General features: G+C 53.7%; 17 protein-coding genes and 2 pseudogenes. 1 reads left to right on the top strand and 18 read right to left on the bottom strand.

Annotation, left to right across the window (positions count from 1 at the left end):
• From pstA to asnC, 18 genes and pseudogenes are all read right to left on the bottom strand, one after another.
• Nucleotides 1-235, bottom strand: a pseudogene (pstA, locus tag HMPREF9538_RS29890) (phosphate ABC transporter permease PtsA); the annotation flags it as partial.
• Nucleotides 235-1,194 (bottom strand): phosphate ABC transporter permease PstC, encoded by a 960-nt coding sequence (gene pstC / locus HMPREF9538_RS14465; RefSeq protein ID WP_004145004.1) that lies wholly within the window; start codon nt 1,192-1,194, stop codon nt 235-237. The gene pstC and the pseudogene pstA, both read right to left, overlap by 1 nt.
• A 128-nt stretch (nt 1,195-1,322) precedes the next feature.
• Nucleotides 1,323-2,363 carry a phosphate ABC transporter substrate-binding protein PstS gene (gene pstS / locus HMPREF9538_RS14470; RefSeq protein ID WP_004150308.1) on the bottom strand — a complete coding sequence of 347 codons (1,041 nt, stop codon included), beginning with the start codon at nt 2,361-2,363 and terminating at the stop codon, nt 1,323-1,325.
• 336 nt (nt 2,364-2,699) lie between these two features.
• Nucleotides 2,700-4,529 carry a glutamine--fructose-6-phosphate transaminase (isomerizing) gene (glmS, locus tag HMPREF9538_RS14475; RefSeq protein ID WP_008806727.1) on the bottom strand — a complete coding sequence of 610 codons (1,830 nt, stop codon included), beginning with the start codon at nt 4,527-4,529 and terminating at the stop codon, nt 2,700-2,702.
• A gap of 182 nt (nt 4,530-4,711) precedes the next feature.
• The gene (gene glmU / locus HMPREF9538_RS14480) at nt 4,712-6,082 is read right to left on the bottom strand and encodes a bifunctional UDP-N-acetylglucosamine diphosphorylase/glucosamine-1-phosphate N-acetyltransferase GlmU (protein ID WP_032457100.1); all 1,371 of its coding nucleotides are present in this window, start codon (nt 6,080-6,082) and stop codon (nt 4,712-4,714) included.
• A gap of 695 nt (nt 6,083-6,777) precedes the next feature.
• A complete protein-coding gene (locus HMPREF9538_RS14495; RefSeq protein ID WP_001251971.1) occupies nt 6,778-7,197 on the bottom strand; it encodes a F0F1 ATP synthase subunit epsilon in 420 nt (139 codons plus the stop codon).
• 20 nt (nt 7,198-7,217) lie between these two features.
• On the bottom strand, nt 7,218-8,600 hold the full coding sequence (atpD, locus tag HMPREF9538_RS14500) for a F0F1 ATP synthase subunit beta (protein WP_004144997.1): 1,383 nt from the start codon (nt 8,598-8,600) through the stop codon (nt 7,218-7,220).
• Nucleotides 8,601-8,626: 26 nt separating this feature from the next.
• The gene (gene atpG, locus HMPREF9538_RS14505) at nt 8,627-9,490 is read right to left on the bottom strand and encodes a F0F1 ATP synthase subunit gamma (protein WP_004144996.1); all 864 of its coding nucleotides are present in this window, start codon (nt 9,488-9,490) and stop codon (nt 8,627-8,629) included.
• 50 nt (nt 9,491-9,540) lie between these two features.
• Nucleotides 9,541-11,082: a F0F1 ATP synthase subunit alpha gene (gene atpA / locus HMPREF9538_RS14510; RefSeq protein WP_004144995.1), complete on the bottom strand. Its 1,542-nt coding sequence runs from the start codon at nt 11,080-11,082 to the stop codon at nt 9,541-9,543.
• A gap of 12 nt (nt 11,083-11,094) precedes the next feature.
• Nucleotides 11,095-11,628: a F0F1 ATP synthase subunit delta gene (gene atpH / locus HMPREF9538_RS14515; protein ID WP_009485030.1), complete on the bottom strand. Its 534-nt coding sequence runs from the start codon at nt 11,626-11,628 to the stop codon at nt 11,095-11,097.
• Between the two features lie 14 nt (nt 11,629-11,642).
• Nucleotides 11,643-12,113 (bottom strand): F0F1 ATP synthase subunit B, encoded by a 471-nt coding sequence (atpF, locus tag HMPREF9538_RS14520; RefSeq protein WP_004107293.1) that lies wholly within the window; start codon nt 12,111-12,113, stop codon nt 11,643-11,645.
• A gap of 50 nt (nt 12,114-12,163) precedes the next feature.
• The gene (gene atpE, locus HMPREF9538_RS14525; protein ID WP_000429386.1) at nt 12,164-12,403 is read right to left on the bottom strand and encodes a F0F1 ATP synthase subunit C; all 240 of its coding nucleotides are present in this window, start codon (nt 12,401-12,403) and stop codon (nt 12,164-12,166) included.
• A 49-nt stretch (nt 12,404-12,452) separates the two neighbouring features.
• Nucleotides 12,453-13,268, bottom strand: coding sequence for a F0F1 ATP synthase subunit A (gene atpB / locus HMPREF9538_RS14530; protein WP_004173838.1), 816 nt, complete (start codon nt 13,266-13,268; stop codon nt 12,453-12,455).
• Between the two features lie 7 nt (nt 13,269-13,275).
• The gene (atpI, locus tag HMPREF9538_RS14535; RefSeq protein WP_004144991.1) at nt 13,276-13,656 is read right to left on the bottom strand and encodes a F0F1 ATP synthase subunit I; all 381 of its coding nucleotides are present in this window, start codon (nt 13,654-13,656) and stop codon (nt 13,276-13,278) included.
• Between the two features lie 616 nt (nt 13,657-14,272).
• Complete coding sequence (gene rsmG / locus HMPREF9538_RS0127600) at nt 14,273-14,896, bottom strand: 16S rRNA (guanine(527)-N(7))-methyltransferase RsmG (RefSeq protein ID WP_004151554.1); 624 nt, start codon at nt 14,894-14,896, stop codon at nt 14,273-14,275.
• A 115-nt stretch (nt 14,897-15,011) separates the two neighbouring features.
• Entirely contained in the window at nt 15,012-16,901 is a 1,890-nt protein-coding gene (gene mnmG / locus HMPREF9538_RS14540) for a tRNA uridine-5-carboxymethylaminomethyl(34) synthesis enzyme MnmG (RefSeq protein ID WP_004144989.1), read from the bottom strand.
• A gap of 381 nt (nt 16,902-17,282) precedes the next feature.
• Nucleotides 17,283-17,723 carry an FMN-binding protein MioC gene (gene mioC, locus HMPREF9538_RS14545; protein WP_004144988.1) on the bottom strand — a complete coding sequence of 147 codons (441 nt, stop codon included), beginning with the start codon at nt 17,721-17,723 and terminating at the stop codon, nt 17,283-17,285.
• Between the two features lie 99 nt (nt 17,724-17,822).
• Entirely contained in the window at nt 17,823-18,281 is a 459-nt protein-coding gene (asnC, locus tag HMPREF9538_RS14550; protein ID WP_002882510.1) for a transcriptional regulator AsnC, read from the bottom strand.
• Nucleotides 18,282-18,432: 151 nt separating this feature from the next.
• Between asnC and HMPREF9538_RS14555 the strand changes: the two are divergent.
• Nucleotides 18,433-18,698: pseudogene (locus tag HMPREF9538_RS14555) on the top strand (asparagine synthetase A); the annotation flags it as partial.

Below are 18,698 nucleotides of genomic sequence, written 5' to 3'. Positions count from 1 at the left end.
CCCCCCCGCCCGCCGTATTCGGCGGCGGCGTCATTTCGGTGAACAGCGCCAGACTCATGCCGTCGAAACCGCGGGTTATCGTCGCCATCAGGATCCAGATAAGCCAGAACAAACCAAACGCCATGGTCGCCATCGACAGCGCCAGAGCGATACGGTTCTTCATGCGGCGTTTGGCCTGCATCTTGCGACGGGACTCCGCCAGTTCGGCGGTAGTTTGCAATTCAATGGTCGCCATTAGCGTGCCCCCTCATTCTTCGCGAGGCGCATAATCATAAACTTCGACGCGGCCAGAACGATAAAGGTGATAACGAACAGGATCAGGCCCAGCTCCATCAGCGCCGCCACGTGCAGGCCGGTTTCCGCTTCGGCGAACTCATTAGCCAGCGCGGAGGTAATACTGTTCCCCGGCATATACAACGAGATGCTGTCGAGCTGGTAGGTGTTGCCGATGATAAAGGTGACCGCCATGGTTTCACCCAGCGCGCGGCCCAGACCGAGCATCACCCCGCCGATCACCCCGTTTTTAGTGAACGGTAAAACGATGCGCCAGATAACTTCCCAGGTGGTGCAGCCGATGCCATAGGCCGACTCTTTCATCATCACCGGGGTCTGTTCGAAAACATCGCGCATGACCGCGGCGATGTAAGGGATGATCATGATGGCCAGAATGACGCCAGCGGCGAGAATACCGATACCAAACGCCGGGCCGGCAAACAGCGCGCCGACGAACGGGATGGTCGACAGAACGTTGCCGACCGGCTCCTGGAAGTAAGTCGCAAACAGCGGGGCGAAAATAAACAGGCCCCACATGCCGTACACGATGCTCGGGATTGCCGCCAGCAGCTCAATCGCAATGCCCAGCGGACGCTTGAGCCAGGCGGGGGACAATTCTGTCAGAAACAGCGCGATGCCGAAGCTCACCGGAACGGCGATCAGCAGCGCGATAAAAGAGGTGACCAGGGTTCCGTAAATCGGGACCAGCGCGCCGAAGATCTCGTTAGGCGCATCCCACTCTTTGGTCCACAAAAAGGCAAAGCCAAACTTTTGAATGCTCGGCCAGGAAGAGATGATCAGGGAAACGATGATGCCGCCCAGCATCAATAGCACAATCAGCGCAGCCAGTTTTACCAGCGCACTGAAAATCATGTCACCCTTTTTCCCCGGAGGGGTAAATGCAGGCTTGGTTGCAGCCATAGATTACTCTTTACGTATTAAAACTTGTTCGAATAAATGCCCGGTGGCGTTGGCTCCCGGGCCTACAGTCTGAACCGTAGGGCGGGCAGCGCCTGAACGCCCCCGCCATCTTCGTCAAAAATCTACTGTTAGTACAGCGCTTTACCGCTGCTGTCTTTGACGTTGGTTTTCCATGCCGCGCGAACCTGCTCTACCACGCTTTCCGGCAGCGTCGCGTAATCCAGCGCATTCGCTTCTTTCCCGCCGTTTTTATACGCCCAGTCGAAGAACTTCAGCACTTCAGCGGTCTGTTCCGGCTTGTTCGTCGCCTTATGCACCAGGATGAAGGTGGTTGAGGTGATCGGCCATGCATTTTCGCCTTTCTGGTTGGTCAGGTCCTGAGCGAAAGACTTGCTCCAGTCAACGCCTTTTGCGGCGTTAGCGAAGTTGTCTTCAGTCGGGCTAACCGGCTTGCCGTCGGCAGAGACCAGTTTGGTGTAGGCCAGGTTGTTTTGCTTAGCGTAAGCGTATTCGACGTAACCAATCGAGCCCGGCAGACGCTGAACAAAGGCGGCGATACCATCGTTGCCTTTACCGCCCAGACCGGTTGGCCAGTTTACGGTAGAGCCGGCGCCGATTTTCGATTTCCACTCTTCATTCACTTTGGACAGGTAGCTGGTGAAAACGAATGAGGTACCTGAACCATCGGCGCGGCGGACCACGGCGATGTTCTGCGACGGCAGCTTCAGGCCCGGGTTGAGCTTAGCGATCGCTTCGTCATCCCATTTTTTAATTTTACCCAGGTAGATATCACCGAGGGTTTTGCCATCCAGCACCAGCTCGCCGGATTTCACGCCAGGCAGGTTAACCGCCAGTACCACGCCGCCAATCACAGTGGGGAACTGGAACAGACCTTCCTGGGTCAGTTTGTCATCAGCCAGCGGAGCATCAGAAGCACCGAAATCAACGGTGTTGGCAATAATCTGCTTAACGCCACCAGAGGAACCAATACCCTGGTAGTTCACTTTATTGCCGGTTTCTTTCTGATAGGTATCAGCCCATTTGGCATACACCGGCGCAGGGAAAGTTGCGCCTGCGCCAGTCAGGCTTGCTGCTGCGAAGGCAGAGAAAGCGCTCATCGATAAGGTCGCGGCGACAACTGTTGCGACGGTGGTACGCATAACGTTCATAATGTCTCCTGCTGGGATTCGTAAATCATTGTTTCGAGGCTATGGTGAGCAAAATAGGTCAAAGAGGTGACAGTAAAATGTACGAATTATGACAGTTTTATGACAGGCCGGGAGAGTGGATTTTACGCCAAATAATACGCTTATAACTCAGATGGTTATCTTTAATCATGACCGTGCAATGACAAAATAATTTTCTTTTTATGACGGCGAAATCGGACCGTAAAACGATCGTTTGTCATCTACCGCCAGCCAAAATATTGCGCACGTAATCGATGGAAAACAGCAGGTGCAAATAAAAAGGGCCGCCGTCGGCAGCCCTTTGCAGGATAGGATGCTTTACTCAACCGTTACCGATTTCGCCAGGTTACGCGGCTGGTCAACGTCAGTGCCTTTGATCAGCGCGACGTGATAAGCCAACAGCTGCAGCGGAACCGTATAGAAGATAGGGGCGATGGTCTCTTCCACATGCGGCATCTCAATGATGTGCATGTTATCGCTACCGTTGAAGCCGGCTTCACCGTCGGCGAAGACGTATAGTTCACCGCCGCGGGCACGAACCTCTTCGATGTTGGATTTCAGTTTTTCCAGCAGTTCGTTGTTCGGCGCCACCACGATCACCGGCATTTCCGCATCAATCAGCGCCAGTGGGCCGTGCTTAAGCTCGCCCGCCGCATAGGCTTCCGCGTGAATGTAGGAGATCTCTTTCAGCTTCAGCGCCCCTTCCATAGCGATCGGATACTGATCGCCACGGCCAAGGAACAGCGCATGGTGCTTATCAGAGAAGCGCTCTGCCAGCTGCTCAATACGCTTGTCCTGGGAGAGCATCTGCTCGATACGGTTCGGCAGAGCCTGAAGGCCGTGCACGATATCATGCTCGATAGACGCATCCTGACCTTTCAGTCGCGCCAGTTTCGCCACCAGCATCAACAGCACGGTTAGCTGAGTGGTAAAGGCTTTGGTCGAGGCCACGCCGATTTCCGTTCCGGCTTTGGTCATCAGCGCCAGATCGGACTCGCGCACCAGCGACGAGCCCGGCACGTTGCAGATGGCCAGCGAGCCGAGATAGCCCAGCTCTTTCGACAGACGCAGCGCCGCCAGGGTATCGGCGGTTTCACCGGACTGGGAGAGGGTGATCATCAGGCTATTGCGACGCACTGCGGACTTGCGATAGCGGAATTCGGAGGCGATTTCCACATCGCACGGGACGCCGGCTAACGCTTCGAACCAGTAGCGGGAGACCATCCCGGAGTTATAGGAAGTCCCGCAGGCAACTATCTGAATATGTTCAACCTGAGCCAGCATTTCATTGGCGTTCGGCCCCAGCTCGCTGAGATCCACTTCGCCATGGCTGATGCGCCCGGTCAGGGTGTTCTTAATCGCGTTCGGCTGCTCGAAAATCTCTTTCTGCATATAGTGGCGGTAGATACCTTTATCGCCAGCGTCATACTGCAGATTGGATTCGATCTCCTGGCGTTTCACTTCCGCGCCGGATTTATCGAAAATCACCACCGAGCGGCGAGTGACTTCGGCAATATCGCCCTCTTCGAGGAAGATAAAGCGGCGGGTAACTGGCAGCAATGCCAGCTGGTCGGAGGCGATAAAGTTTTCACCCATCCCCAGGCCAATCACCAGCGGGCTACCGGAGCGGGCCGCCAGCAGAGTTCCCGGGTCACGGGTATCCATGATCACCGTACCGTAAGCGCCGCGCAGCTGCGGGATAGCGCGCAGGACGGCTTCACGCAAGGTACCGCCTTGTTCCAGCTCCCAGTGCACCAGATGGGCAATAACTTCGGTATCGGTCTCGGTGACGAAGACATAGCCGCGAGACTGCAGCAGGGCGCGCAGCGGCTCATGGTTTTCGATGATCCCATTATGGACCACCACAATGTGTTCAGAAACATGCGGATGCGCATTGCTCTCAGACGGTTCGCCGTGCGTCGCCCAACGAGTATGGGCGATCCCGGTACCACCGTGTAACGGTTGCTCTTCTACCGCCTGAGCCAGCATCTGAACTTTACCCAGGCGACGCACGCGGGTCATATGACCTTCGCTGTCGACCACTGCCAGACCGGCAGAGTCATAGCCACGGTATTCCAGACGACGTAAACCTTCGAGAAGGATTTCAGCAATATCACGCTGCGCGACTGCGCCAACAATTCCACACATAGTTAAATTTCCTGATAATGGCGATATGCCATGCGTTGTCGCTGACCTGTATTTGCCCGTTTTCCGGGCGCCCCGAGCCTTGTAGAGAGTGGGGTTATTGTTATGGTACTGCCTGCGGACGGGATCTATGTTGACCCTCTCATCCTGGTTCGCCGGGAAAATTTCCCCGGCGCTAATCCAAATTATTTCTTCTTCACCGGACGCTGCCAGCCCTGTTTGTGGACCTGCGGTACGCGGCTCAACACCAGCTCATTATCGGCGATATTGCGCGTAACGGTGGTGCCGGCGGCGATAGTAACGCCGTTGCCTACCGTGACTGGCGCCACCAGCTGGGTATCCGAGCCGACAAAGACATCATCGCCAATAATCGTTTTATGCTTGTTCGCACCATCGTAGTTGCAGGTGATGGTGCCCGCGCCGATATTGACGTTATCGCCAATCTCCGCATCGCCCAGATAGGTCAGATGACCCGCCTTGGAGCCTTTCCCGAGACGCGCTTTTTTCATTTCCACGAAGTTACCAACGTGGGCGCCTTCCAGCAGTTCGGCGCCCGGGCGCAGACGGGCAAATGGACCGATGGTGCAGGCTGCCTGCAGCTGGGCATCTTCCACCACGCTGTAGGGGCTAATTTCGCAGTCATCGCCGATGGTGCTGTTTTTGATCACGCAGCCGGCGCCGATTTTCACTCGATCGCCCAGCACCACGTTGCCTTCCAGAATAACGTTAGTATCGATCTCTACATCGTGCCCGTGCTGCAGCGTACCGCGCAGATCGAAACGCGCCGGATCGCGCAGCATCACGCCCGCCAGCAGCAGCTTTTCCGCCTGCTCCGCCTGGTAGACGCGCTCCAGGCGCGCAAGCTGCAGGCGGTTGTTGACGCCTTCGACTTCGCTCAGGCGCTGCGGATGCACTGCGACGATCTGGTGTCCTTCCTGGTGCGCCATGGCGATGATATCGGTGATGTAGTATTCACCCTGAGCGTTGTTATTGGTGAGTTTCGCCAGCCAGCGCTTTAGATCCGCTCCGCCGGCGATCAGGATCCCGGTGTTGATTTCCTGGATCTGGCGCTGGGCCTCGCTGGCATCTTTGTGCTCAACGATGCCCGTCACCTGGCCATTTTCACGGGTAATGCGGCCATAGCCGGTTGGGTCATCCAGCTTCACCGTTAACAGACCAATCCCACCCTGTGGTTTCGCGGCGCGCAGGCGCTGTAGCGTCTCAACGGAGATCAGCGGCACGTCGCCATAGAGCATCAGGATGTCTTCATCATCATTGAAGAATGGCGCCGCCTGCTGCATAGCGTGCCCGGTTCCGAGCTGCTCGGCCTGCAGCACCCAGTTCAGGTTGTCTTCATGCAGAGTCTGACGCAGCAGATCGCCGCCGTGGCCGTATACCAGGTGTACCGCACATGCGCCTAAATCGTTAGCGGCATCAATGACATGCTGCACCATTGGCTTCCCGGCCAGGGTATGCAGCACCTTAGGAAGATCGGAATACATGCGGGTCCCTTTGCCTGCAGCAAGGATAACCACGCTCATCGCACTATTTGACATACTCATCCTGACGGTAGTTAGAACGAAAAGTAAAAGCCTTTCACGTTGAAATTTCTACATATTTTTCATCATAAAACGAGACGTGGAGAAAACGTCCAGGCTCACTGTTTTACCCCATTTTATGACGCTATTTTTAACCACTGCAAATCAGTTTAACGCTGAAAAAGGAGGGCGGGGTGGAGAATCATTAACTATCTCACTGCTTTTGCTGTTTTTTCGCCACCTGAATAAAGCCGCAGCGGCAGGCGTTTATCAGCACCCACAGCGGGAAGAACCAGGATAAATATTCGCCAGTCGCTGGCGGGGGAGGGCGGTAAAGTGATGGATGCTATCCATAAAAAACGAAAGGCCACCTATCAGGTGACCTTCTTTTCCCGGTTTCACATCGCCAGTGTTGTCGTTTTGATGGGCGATACGTCGTGTCAGCGGGCGAGATAGCGCGGAGCTTAGAAGCTCAGGACGCTAAATTTAGCGATGATTTTATGGAACAGTTTCATGATGATTTCCTGACGCAGGTGCAGTTTATAACGCTCTTTTTTGTGATATGCATCACAAAAAAGAGTTTACGCCTCATCATTTAACTAATCAATAACAATTAAGGGTGAATACTGTTTTCACTTCATCCGCTCGTCAGCAGCGGGCAATAAAAAAAGCCAGCCTGGAACCCAGACTGGCTTTTTACGTTCAAGCCGGTGTTACATCGCTTTTTTGGTCAACTCGATAACGCGCAGTTTAGCGATCGCTTTGGCCAGTTCCGCAGACGCCTGAGCGTAATCCACATCGCCGTGAGAGCTCTTAATGTGCTCTTCCGCTTTGCGTTTCGCTTCCAGCGCTCGCGCTTCGTCGAGGTCCTGACCGCGAATTGCGGTATCCGCCAGGACGGTCACGCTGCCAGGCTGCACTTCAAGAATGCCGCCGGACAGATAGATAAACTCTTCATGACCGTGCTGTTTAACGATGCGAATCATACCAGGCTTAATGGCGGTGAGCAGCGGCGCGTGGCCCGGGTAAATACCCAGTTCACCTTCGCTACCCGTTACCTGGATTTTTTCGACCAGACCAGAGAACATTTGTTGCTCTGCGCTGACGACGTCCAGGTGGTAAGTCATTGCCATATCACCCTCCGATTAAGGCGTTAAAGTTTTTTGGCTTTTTCCACGGCTTCGTCGATGGAACCGACCATGTAGAACGCCTGCTCTGGCAGGTGATCGTATTCGCCTTCCATGATGCCTTTAAAGCCACGGATGGTGTCTTTCAGCGCCACGTATTTGCCCGGAGAACCGGTAAAGACTTCTGCCACGAAGAACGGCTGGGACAGGAAGCGCTGGATCTTACGCGCGCGAGCTACCACCAGTTTGTCTTCTTCAGACAGTTCGTCCATACCGAGGATGGCGATAATGTCTTTCAGTTCCTGATAACGCTGCAGGATGGACTGAACGCCACGCGCGGTGTCGTAGTGTTCCTGACCAACAACCAGCGGATCCAGCTGACGGCTGGTGGAATCCAGCGGGTCAACGGCCGGGTAGATACCCAGGGATGCGATCTGACGGCTCAGTACTACGGTTGCATCTAAGTGAGCAAAGGTAGTGGCTGGGGATGGGTCAGTTAAGTCATCCGCCGGTACGTATACCGCCTGTACGGAGGTGATAGAACCGGTTTTGGTGGAGGTGATACGTTCCTGCAGAACGCCCATCTCTTCCGCCAGGGTCGGCTGATAACCTACCGCTGAAGGCATGCGACCCAGCAGCGCGGATACTTCAGTACCGGCCAGGGTGTAACGATAGATGTTATCGACGAACAGCAGTACGTCACGACCTTCGTCACGGAATTTCTCAGCCATGGTCAGGCCGGTCAGCGCAACGCGCAGACGGTTTCCCGGCGGCTCGTTCATCTGGCCGTACACCAGGGATACTTTATCGATAACGTTGGAGTCGGTCATTTCGTGGTAGAAGTCGTTACCCTCACGAGTACGCTCACCTACGCCCGCAAACACAGAGTAACCGGAGTGCTCGATCGCGATGTTACGGATCAGCTCCATCATGTTTACAGTTTTACCTACACCCGCACCGCCGAACAGACCAACTTTACCGCCCTTGGCGAACGGACACATCAGGTCGATAACTTTGATGCCGGTTTCCAGCAGTTCCTGAGAGCTGGACAGCTCTTCATAGGACGGTGCCGCGCGGTGGATAGCCCAACGCTCTTCTTCGCCGATGTCGCCTTTCATGTCAACCGGTTGACCCAGTACGTTCATGATACGACCCAGCGTTGCTTTACCTACCGGGACTTCGATCGGGTGCTCGAGGTCTTTTACATCCAGACCGCGGCGCAGACCATCAGAAGAACCCATGGCGATGGTACGTACGATACCGCCGCCCAGCTGCTGCTGAACTTCCAGCACCAGAACTTCATTACCATTCTGTACCTCAAGGGCTTCGTACACGCGTGGTACGGCATCCTGAGGGAACTCGACGTCGACCACGGCGCCGATTACCTGGACAATCTTTCCAGTAGCCATCTTAAATCCTCTACGAAATAACCTGGTTAAACCGCGGCGGCCCCCGAGACGATCTCGGTGAGTTCCTGAGTAATGCTGGCCTGACGAGCTTTGTTGTATACCAACTGCAGCTCTTTAATCAGGCTGCCGCCATTATCGGTCGCGGCTTTCATCGCCACCATACGGGCGGCCTGCTCGCTGGCCAGGTTTTCAACCACGCCCTGATAAACCTGAGATTCGACGTAGCGGCGCAGGAGGGTATCCAGCAGCGCTTTCGGATCGGGCTCATACAGGTAATCCCAGGATTTACGTTTCAGATCAGCATCTTCTGATGCCGGTAACGGCAGCAGCTGAGTGATCGTCGGAACCTGAGACATGGTGTTAATAAATTTGTTGCTGACAACGTACAGCTTGTCCAGACGGCCTTCATCATAGGCCTGCAACATCACTTTTACCGGGCCGATCAGTTCGGACAGGGATGGGTTATCCCCCATACCGGTCACCTGTGCAACCACGTTGCCGCCCACGGAGTTAAAGAAAGAAACGCCCTTAGAGCCGATCATTGCGAGGTCGCACTGAACGCCTTTATCGGACCATGCTTTCATTTCCGCCAGCAGTTTCTTGAACAGGTTAATGTTCAAGCCGCCGCACAGACCACGGTCGGTCGACACCACCAGGTAGCCCACGCGCTTAACGTCGCGTTCTTCCAGGTAAGGGTGCTTATATTCCAGATTACCGTTCGCAAGGTGACCAATCACTTTGCGCATAGTATCTGCGTAAGGACGGCTGGCCGCCATGCGCTCCTGCGATTTACGCATTTTGGAAGCGGCGACCATCTCCATCGCTTTAGTGATCTTTTGCGTGTTCTGGACGCTTGCGATCTTACTACGTATCTCTTTTGCGCCGGCCATGAGCTTCTCCTCAATGCCTTGCGGCCTGCCCTAAGACAGACCGCCAGACGTTACCAGGACTGGGTTGCTTTGAAGGAATCGAGGATGCCTTTCAGCTTGCCTTCGATTTCGTCGTTATAGCCACCGGACTGGTTAATCTCTTGCATCAGCGGAGCGTGATCACGGTCGACGTAAGCCAGCAGAGCGGCTTCGAAGCTACCGATTTTCGCCAGTTCTACATCAGCCAGGTAACCACGTTCTGCTGCGAACAGAACCAGAGACTGCTGCGCGACGGACATCGGCGCATACTGTTTCTGTTTCAGCAGCTCGGTCACTTTCTGACCGTGGTCCAGCTGTTTGCGGGTTGCATCGTCAAGGTCGGATGCAAACTGGGAGAACGCCGCCAGTTCACGATACTGCGCCAGCGCGGTACGGATACCACCGGACAGTTTCTTCATGATCTTGGTCTGCGCTGCACCACCAACACGGGATACGGAGATACCCGGGTTAACCGCAGGACGAATACCGGCGTTAAACAGGTTGGTTTCCAGGAAGATCTGACCATCGGTAATAGAGATTACGTTGGTCGGAACGAATGCGGAAACGTCACCCGCCTGCGTTTCGATAATCGGCAGCGCGGTCAGAGAACCGGTTTTCCCTTTCACTTCACCTTTGGTGAAGGCTTCAACGTATTCGGCGTTAACACGCGCAGCACGCTCCAGCAGACGAGAGTGGAGGTAGAATACGTCGCCCGGGAACGCTTCACGTCCAGGCGGACGACGGAGCAGCAGGGAGATCTGGCGATAAGCAACAGCCTGTTTAGACAGATCATCGTAAACGATCAGCGCATCTTCACCGCGGTCGCGGAAGTATTCGCCCATTGCGCAACCAGCGTATGGCGCCAGGTATTGCAGTGCAGCAGATTCAGATGCAGTCGCTACCACTACGATGGTGTTAGCCAGCGCGCCGTGCTCTTCCAGTTTACGCACCACGTTAGAGATGGTGGACGCTTTCTGACCGATAGCGACATAGACGCACTTGATGCCGGAATCACGCTGGTTGATGATGGCATCGATAGCCAGCGCAGTTTTACCGGTCTGACGGTCGCCGATGATCAGTTCACGCTGACCACGACCGATTGGGATCATGGCGTCAACGGATTTGTAACCGGTCTGTACCGGCTGATCGACGGACTGACGTTCGATTACGCCCGGCGCGATCGCTTCAACGGCGGAGAAACCGTCGTTTTCCAGCGGACCTTTACCATCAATTGGCGCGCCCAGGGTGTTAACCACGCGGCCCAGCAGGCCACGGCCTACCGGAACTTCCAGGATACGGCCAGTACATTTCACCTTCATGCCTTCGGCGAGGTCAGCGTACGGACCCATTACCACCGCACCTACGGAGTCGCGCTCCAGGTTCAGTGCGATAGCGTAACGGTTACCCGGCAGGGAGATCATCTCGCCCTGCATACATTCGGCAAGGCCGTGGATGCGGATAACACCGTCACTTACAGAAACAATAGTACCTTCGTTATGAGCTTCGCTCACAACATTGAACTGAGCAATGCGCTGCTTGATCAGTTCGCTGATTTCGGTGGAATTCAGTTGCATGCTCCAGTCCCCTTAAGACTGCAAGACGTCTGCAAGGCGCTCAAGACGGCCGCGTACGCTGCCATCAATGACCATATCCCCCGCAGGGATAATAATCCCTGCCATAACAGACTTATCGATTTTGCAATTCAGCTTAACTTTGCGTGACAGACGTTTTTCCATCGCGCTGACGATCCTGGCAAGCTGTTCATCACTCAGTTGGTTGGCAGATATTACTTCTACCTCTGCGATGGCCTCACTGGCCGCGCGCAGGTGAATGAATTGCTCAAGAACGTCCGGGAGCACCTTCAGACGATTATTTTCCGCCATCACCTTAATCAGGTTCTGGCCATTTTCGTCGAGTTGCTCGCCGCAGATAGCGATAAACGCTTCTGAGAGCGTTTCCGGCGCCAAAGCACCGGAGAGAAGCTCTGCCATTTGGTCGTTTTTGGTCACTTCGGCGGCAAACGCCAGCATATCCTGCCAGCGTTCAACACTGTTGTGTTCGACGGCAAAGTCAAAAGCTGCTTTGGCGTAGGGGCGAGCTACCGTTACAAATTCAGACATCAGCCCCTCCCTCCTTACAGTTCAGCGACAAGTTTATCCACGATGTCGCTGTTAGCAGCTTCATCCACGGAACGTTCGATGATCTTCTCGGCGCCAGCAACAGCCAGGATAGCGACCTGCTTACGCAGCTCCTCGCGTGCACGTTTACGCTCAGCATCAATTTCAGCCTGCGCTTGTGCAACGATTTTGGTGCGTTCCTGTTCTGCTTCAGCTTTAGCTTCGTCCAGAATCTGAGAGCGGCGTTTGTTCGCCTGCTCAATGATTACCTGGGCTTCCGCTTTCGCTTTTTTCAGCTGGTCGGTCGCGTTGGCCTGTGCAAGGTCCAAATCTTTCTTAGCGCGTTCTGCAGAAGCTAAACCGTCAGAAATCTCTTTCTGGCGTTTTTCGATGGCAGCCATTAAAGGCGGCCATACGTATTTCATGCAGAACCATACGAAGATAACAAACGCGATGGCCTGGCCGAGGATTGTTGCGTTCATGTTCACAGCACAATACCTCTTTAATTAACTCTGTGGCTTAGGTTTCTAACAACTTACTACGCGACGGCGAACATCACGTACAGACCCAGACCTACAGCGATCATCGGGATAGCATCCACCAGACCCATAACGATAAAGAACTGAGTACGCAGCAGAGGGATCAGATCCGGCTGACGCGCTGCGCCTTCCAGGAATTTACCTCCGAGGATGCCGATACCGATCGCAGCACCGATTGCCGCCAGACCCATCATCACAGCGGCAGCCATGTACAGCAGATCCATATTCAGGTTTTCCATGACAGTCTCCAGTTTGTTTCAGTTAAAACGTAGTAGTGTTGGTAAAAAATCAATGCTCTTCAGATGCCATCGACAGATAGACAATCGTCAGAACCATGAAGATGAAGGCTTGCAGCGTAATAATCAGGATGTGGAAAATGGCCCAAGGCACATTCAGAACCCACTGTGACCACCACGGCAACAGACCAGCAATCAGAATGAAAATCAGCTCACCGGCATACATGTTGCCGAACAGTCGCAGACCGAGAGAGACCGGTTTGGACAGCAGGCTTACCCCTTCAAGGATTAAGTTGACAGGAATGAACGCCCAGTGATTGAACGGCTGCATGGTCAGTTCTTTAACGAACCCACCAACGCCTTTCATTTTGATGCTGTAGAAAATAATCAGGATGAACACGCCAAGCGCCATCGACAGGGTGATGTTCACGTCGGCAGACGGAACCACGCGCAGTGCAGGCAGGCCGAGTATGTGCTCACCGATCCAAGGTAAGAAATCGATAGGCAAGAGGTCCATCAGGTTCATCAGGAAGACCCAGACGAACACGGTCAGCGCCAGCGGCGCGATAACCTTGCTCTTGCCATGGTACATGTCTTTGACGCTGCCATGGACGAAGCCGATGATCATTTCGATGAAGGTTTGGAATTTCCCTGGTACGCCGCTGGTCGCTTTCTTAGCAACGCTACGGAACATGGCAAGGAACAGCAGACCGAGAACCACCGAGAAGAACATGGAGTCAATGTTGAGCGTCCAGAAGGTGGCTGTGTGGTTGTGCGGATCCACCAGCGAGAATGTACGCAGGTCCAACTGAAGGTTGTTCAGATGGTGTCCTATGTAATCCTGCGGCGTCATATTTTCTGAAGCCATGATGCCTTTACCCTTTGTTGTTAATTACAGCTGGCGCCAGAACTTGTACCACCAGCACCAAAACCCACGTCACGATCAGTGGCAAAAATACCACTTTTAAAACGGCCAGCGCCACCGCCAGAAGGGCGAAGGTCAGCAACACCTTGAAGGCTTCACCGAAGGCGAAGGTCCAGGCCACACGGCCTTTTGCTGGTGTATGCGCCTGATGACGCCAGGCAAAAATTATAAACATCAGATTTGGCAAGACCACTGCCAAACCGCCGCATACAGCGGAAATGCCCCAGAAGGGGTCTTTGAGGCTGAACAGCAGTCCACTTGCCATTACTGCCAGTAACTGAATAAACAGAAGCTTGCGAGCAACGTTTCGACTCAAGAGCGACACTGACATCACGTTTTTACTCCTGCTCCCTTTGAGGTATGTCGCGTGTCGTATAAAACGTCCTTTAAGACGAAGAGTCAAGCATCAAAAAGCGGACAAATTATACGGTGACGCCCCGTGATTTCAAACAATAAGTAGCAAAATAGTGAATAAATGTTTAATTATTTTCCAACGGACAACTTTCCGTGCATTTCAGCGTTCTGTGAGCGGTCATACAAAACTGCAAATAACGAGGAAACACGGCAATTAAAGCGTGCATCAGATCACATAATAAACATTTCAAGCGCCCTTTAATGAATCAAGGACATAAAACACTATTTTTCATGCTTTTGATATTCAAGATAAAAAGTGAGGACATTATCTAAAACAACCTCACATACAATAAAAACCTTTTATTGACATTTATAATAAAAATTTAACATCACTATGCTGTTCATCATTGTCGATTTTTAGCACCCTGATATTTTCAAAGTTGACTATTTTGTCAGTGAATCACTTACGCTAAGTTAACTGCAAGAAAAGCCATAGTAAAAACAAGGTTAAATGCGGCCCGTTAATATCGGGGGACGTCCTTTATTTTTGTAACATGCGCGGGCCACATTTTTTCCACATTTTTTGATAAAAATTAACTCGATTTTGGCTTAATCACCACCAGGTGCCGCTCCCCTTCCAACCGAGGAACATGCAGCTCAATCACCTCGACAATGTCATACCCTTCCGGCAGACTTTCCATTTCTTCTTTTTGCGCTAACCCTTTGAGCGCATAGAAGTGACCATTCGCTGCCGGCAGATGATGGCACCAGCTCACCATATCATTAAGCGATGCGAAAGCGCGGCTTATCACGCCATCAAACGGCGGCTCGGCCGGGAAGGCTTCCACGCGGCTCTGCACCGGGGTGACGTTATCCAGCTTCAGCTCGTGCTGCACCTGACGCAGGAAGCGCACGCGCTTGCCAAGGCTGTCCAGCAGGGTGAAATGTGACTCCGGACATACGATGGCCAACGGGATCCCCGGCAACCCCGGGCCCGTACCAACATCGATAAAGCGCGAGCCCTGCAGATAAGGCGCCACGATGATGCTGTCGAGAATATGACGCACCAGCATCTCATTCGGATCGCGAACGGAGGTCAGGTTATAGGCTTTGTTCCACTTATCGAGCAGTCCGACGTAAGCCACCAGCTGATTTTTCTGGTGATCGGTGAGCGAAATACCCGCTTCATCCAGCAGACGAGAAAGTTTGTTGAGCACGGTAAGTACCTTCAAAAAATAATGAGCCCGGAGGCGCTAACGCTTACCGGGCTATGAATGATAAAGGCGAACGCTGATTATGCAACTGGGAAATCAGCGCGGCAGGTAGCCGCAATCAGGCGCTGCGGCGCAGCATCCCCTGCTTTTTCAGCCAAACCAGCAAAATAGAGATCGCCGCCGGGGTGATCCCGGAGATACGTGACGCCTGTCCAATCGACGACGGTTTATGGTCGTTCAGTTTGGCAATCACCTCGTTAGACAGCCCAGTGACCTGGCGGTAGTCGAGAGTCGCTGGCAGCAAGGTATTCTCATTGCGCTGTTGTTTCTCAATCTCATCCTGCTGGCGCGCGATATAGCCCTCATACTTCACCTGGATCTCTACCTGCTCAGCCGCCTGACGATCTTCCAGTCCCGGGGTGAATGGCGAGAGTTGAACCAGCTGTTCGTAGGTCATTTCCGGACGACGCAGCAGATCTTCGCCGCTGGCTTCACGCGACAACGGCGCGGTCAGGTGAGCGTTCACTTCGTTGGCGCTCTCTGCCTGCGGATTCACCCAGGTGGATTTCAGACGCTGGCGTTCACGTTCGATGCTTTCCAGCTTCTCGTTGTAGCGCGCCCAGCGTTCGTCATCCACCAGACCCAGCTCGCGCCCCTGTTCGGTCAGACGCAAATCGGCGTTGTCTTCGCGCAGCATCAGACGATATTCAGCGCGGGAAGTAAACATGCGGTACGGTTCTTTGGTACCCAGGGTGCAGAGGTCATCTACCAGCACGCCGAGGTAAGCCTGATCGCGACGCGGCGCCCAGCCCTCTTTTTCCGCAGAGAAGCGGGCGGCGTTAAGTCCGGCCAGCAGCCCCTGAGCCGCCGCCTCTTCGTAACCGGTGGTACCGTTGATTTGGCCGGCGAAGAACAGACCCTGAATAAATTTGCTCTCAAGCGTTGGCTTCAGATCGCGCGGGTCGAAGAAATCGTACTCAATAGCGTAGCCTGGACGGACGATCCGCGCATTCTCCATCCCCTGCATCGAGCGGACGATTTGCATTTGCACATCAAACGGTAGGCTGGTGGATATACCGTTCGGATAAATTTCGTTTGAGGTCAGTCCTTCCGGCTCGAGGAAGATCTGATGCTGGTTGCGATCGGCAAAGCGCATGACTTTGTCTTCGATCGACGGGCAATAGCGAGGTCCGATCCCTTCGATCACTCCGGCGTACATAGGACTGCGATCGAGGTTATTGCGGATCACATCGTGGGTTTTCTCGTTAGTGTGGGTGATATAGCACGGTACCTGGCGCGGATGCTGATCCGCGGATCCCATGAACGAGAAGACCGGCATCGGGTTATCGCCATGCTGCTGCGCCAGCACGCTGAAATCGATGGTGCGCGCGTCAATACGCGGCGGAGTACCGGTTTTCAGACGACTTACGCGCAGAGGCAATTCACGCAGACGACGAGACAGCGGGATAGACGGCGGATCGCCGGCGCGGCCGCCGCTGTAGTTGTCCAGACCAATATGGATTTTGCCGTCAAGGAAGGTCCCGACGGTAAGCACCACCGCTTTAGCGCGGAATTTGAGGCCCATCTGGGTGACGGCGCCCACGACGCGATCGTTTTCGACAATCAGATCTTCAACCGCCTGCTGGAAGATCATCAGGTTCGGCTGGTTCTCCAGCGCGGTACGTACTGCCTGACGATAAAGCACGCGGTCAGCCTGGGCGCGGGTGGCGCGCACTGCCGGTCCTTTGCTGGCGTTTAGTATCCTAAACTGAATGCCCGCCTGATCGATCGCTTTGGCCATCAAACCGCCGAGCGCATCCACTTCTTTTACCAGGTGTCCTTTCCCAATGCCGCCAATCGCCGGGTTGCAACTCATTTGCCCCAGCGTGTCGATATTGTGTGTCAAAAGCAGGGTTTGTTGACCCATACGCGCTGCGGCCATTGCGGCCTCAGTGCCTGCATGACCCCCGCCAATGATAATGACGTCAAAAGGATCCTGATAAAACATGGTGGTCTGCCTCGCATAAAGCGGTATGAAAATGGATTGAAGCCCGGGCCGTGGATTCTACTCAACTTTCGTCTTTCGAGAAAGACTCCGGGATCCTGAGTATTAAAAAGAAGATCTTTATATAGAGATCTGTTCTATTGTGATCTCTTATTAGGATCGACTCTCTTTGTGGATAAGTCGGATCCGCGAAGTAAGATCAAAAGCTTAAGAAGGATCACTATCTGTGAATGATCGGTGATCCTGGTCCGTATAAGCTGGGATCAGAATGAAGGGTTATGCACAGCTCAAAAACCATACTACGGTTATTCTTTGGATAACTACCGGTTGATCCAAGCTTTTAAGCATGGTTATCCACAGAAGTTCGGACGATCTTTACAATTCTCAGAGCAAATTTTTCCAGGATCCCAGCCAGATTTCCGCTGGATCCTCCGGAATTTCGTGTTCAAGGACGTTGATCTTCAGCGTCTCACCGATCTGTTTTGCCCCGCAGGCCTTCAGCGCCGCTTCTAATTTATCGATCGCGCCGCAAAAGGTGTCGTATTCGCGGCTGCCGATCCCTATAGCGCCAAAGCGCACGGCGGAAAGATCGGCCTGCTTCTCCTGCAGCGCGTCATAGAAGGGAACCAGGTTGTCGGGAATGTCGCCGGCGCCATGGGTGGAAGAGATAATTAACCAGATCCCTTGCGCCTGCAGATCGTCCACCAGCGGACCGTGCTGGATTTCAGTGCTATAGCCGGCTTCTTCCAGCTTTTCCGCCAGATGCTCTGCTACATATTCCGCACTGCCCAGGGTGCTGCCGCTGATAAGTGTAATGTCTGCCATAGATCGCCGATCGCCCGCTCAACTGTTCAGAGTGGCGTATTGTACGCTGTGAGCGAGCTGGGATCTACCTGTGGAAAAATGTGGGATTAAAAAAAGCGATCAGGGCTTGATGGTGCGCATGATCGGGTTCTGCAGCACGATCAGAGTTTCAGTGGACTGAATTTCATCGATTGTTTGGATCTTGTTGATAAGTACCTGCTGCAGAGCATCGATGGATTTACACATCACCTTAATAAAGATGCTGTAGTGGCCGGTGGTGTAGTAAGCCTCGGTGACCTCCTCCAGACTTTCCAGGCGGGCGAGGGCGGAGGGATAGTCTTTGGCGCTTTTTAAAATAATGCCGATGAAGCAACCGACGTCGTAGCCCAGCTGCTTGGGGCTGACGTCAATGCGCGCGCCGGTAATGATACCCGCCTGCTTCATCTTTTCGACGCGCACGTGAATGGTGCCCGGGCTGACGCTGAACTGTTTGGCCAGTTCGGCATAGGCGGTACGGGCGTTGGCCATCAGCGCATCAAGAATGCCGCGGTCCAGATTGTCGATCTGATAATTTTCCATATCTTTTTCTTATGAAGTTTGAGGGTTCTTACTATTTTAGCGCCATATTTTAATGAATTAAAAGTTGGTGCGCCTTTTTATTGATTGATTATTGTATTGCCGCCCTGTTTTGTTGCTTAATCAATGGCAACAGGACGCAGGAGTCATAAAAATGAAAACCGCATATATCGCAAAACAACGCCAGATCAGTTTCGTTAAATCCCACTTTTCCCGTCAGCTGGAAGAGAAGCTTGGCCTGATTGAAGTCCAGGCGCCAATCTTAAGCCGCGTGGGCGATGGGACGCAGGATAACTTGTCCGGCTGCGAGAAAGCGGTTCAGGTAAAAGTGAAAACACTGCCCGACGCCCAGTTCGAAGTGGTTCATTCGCTGGCGAAGTGGAAGCGTCAAACCCTGGGACAACACGACTTCAGCGCGGG

This window comes from Klebsiella sp. MS 92-3 (assembly GCF_000195655.1).
Lineage (GTDB): Bacteria > Pseudomonadota > Gammaproteobacteria > Enterobacterales > Enterobacteriaceae > Klebsiella > Klebsiella pneumoniae.
This window is presented reverse-complemented; position numbering and strand designations above follow the sequence as displayed.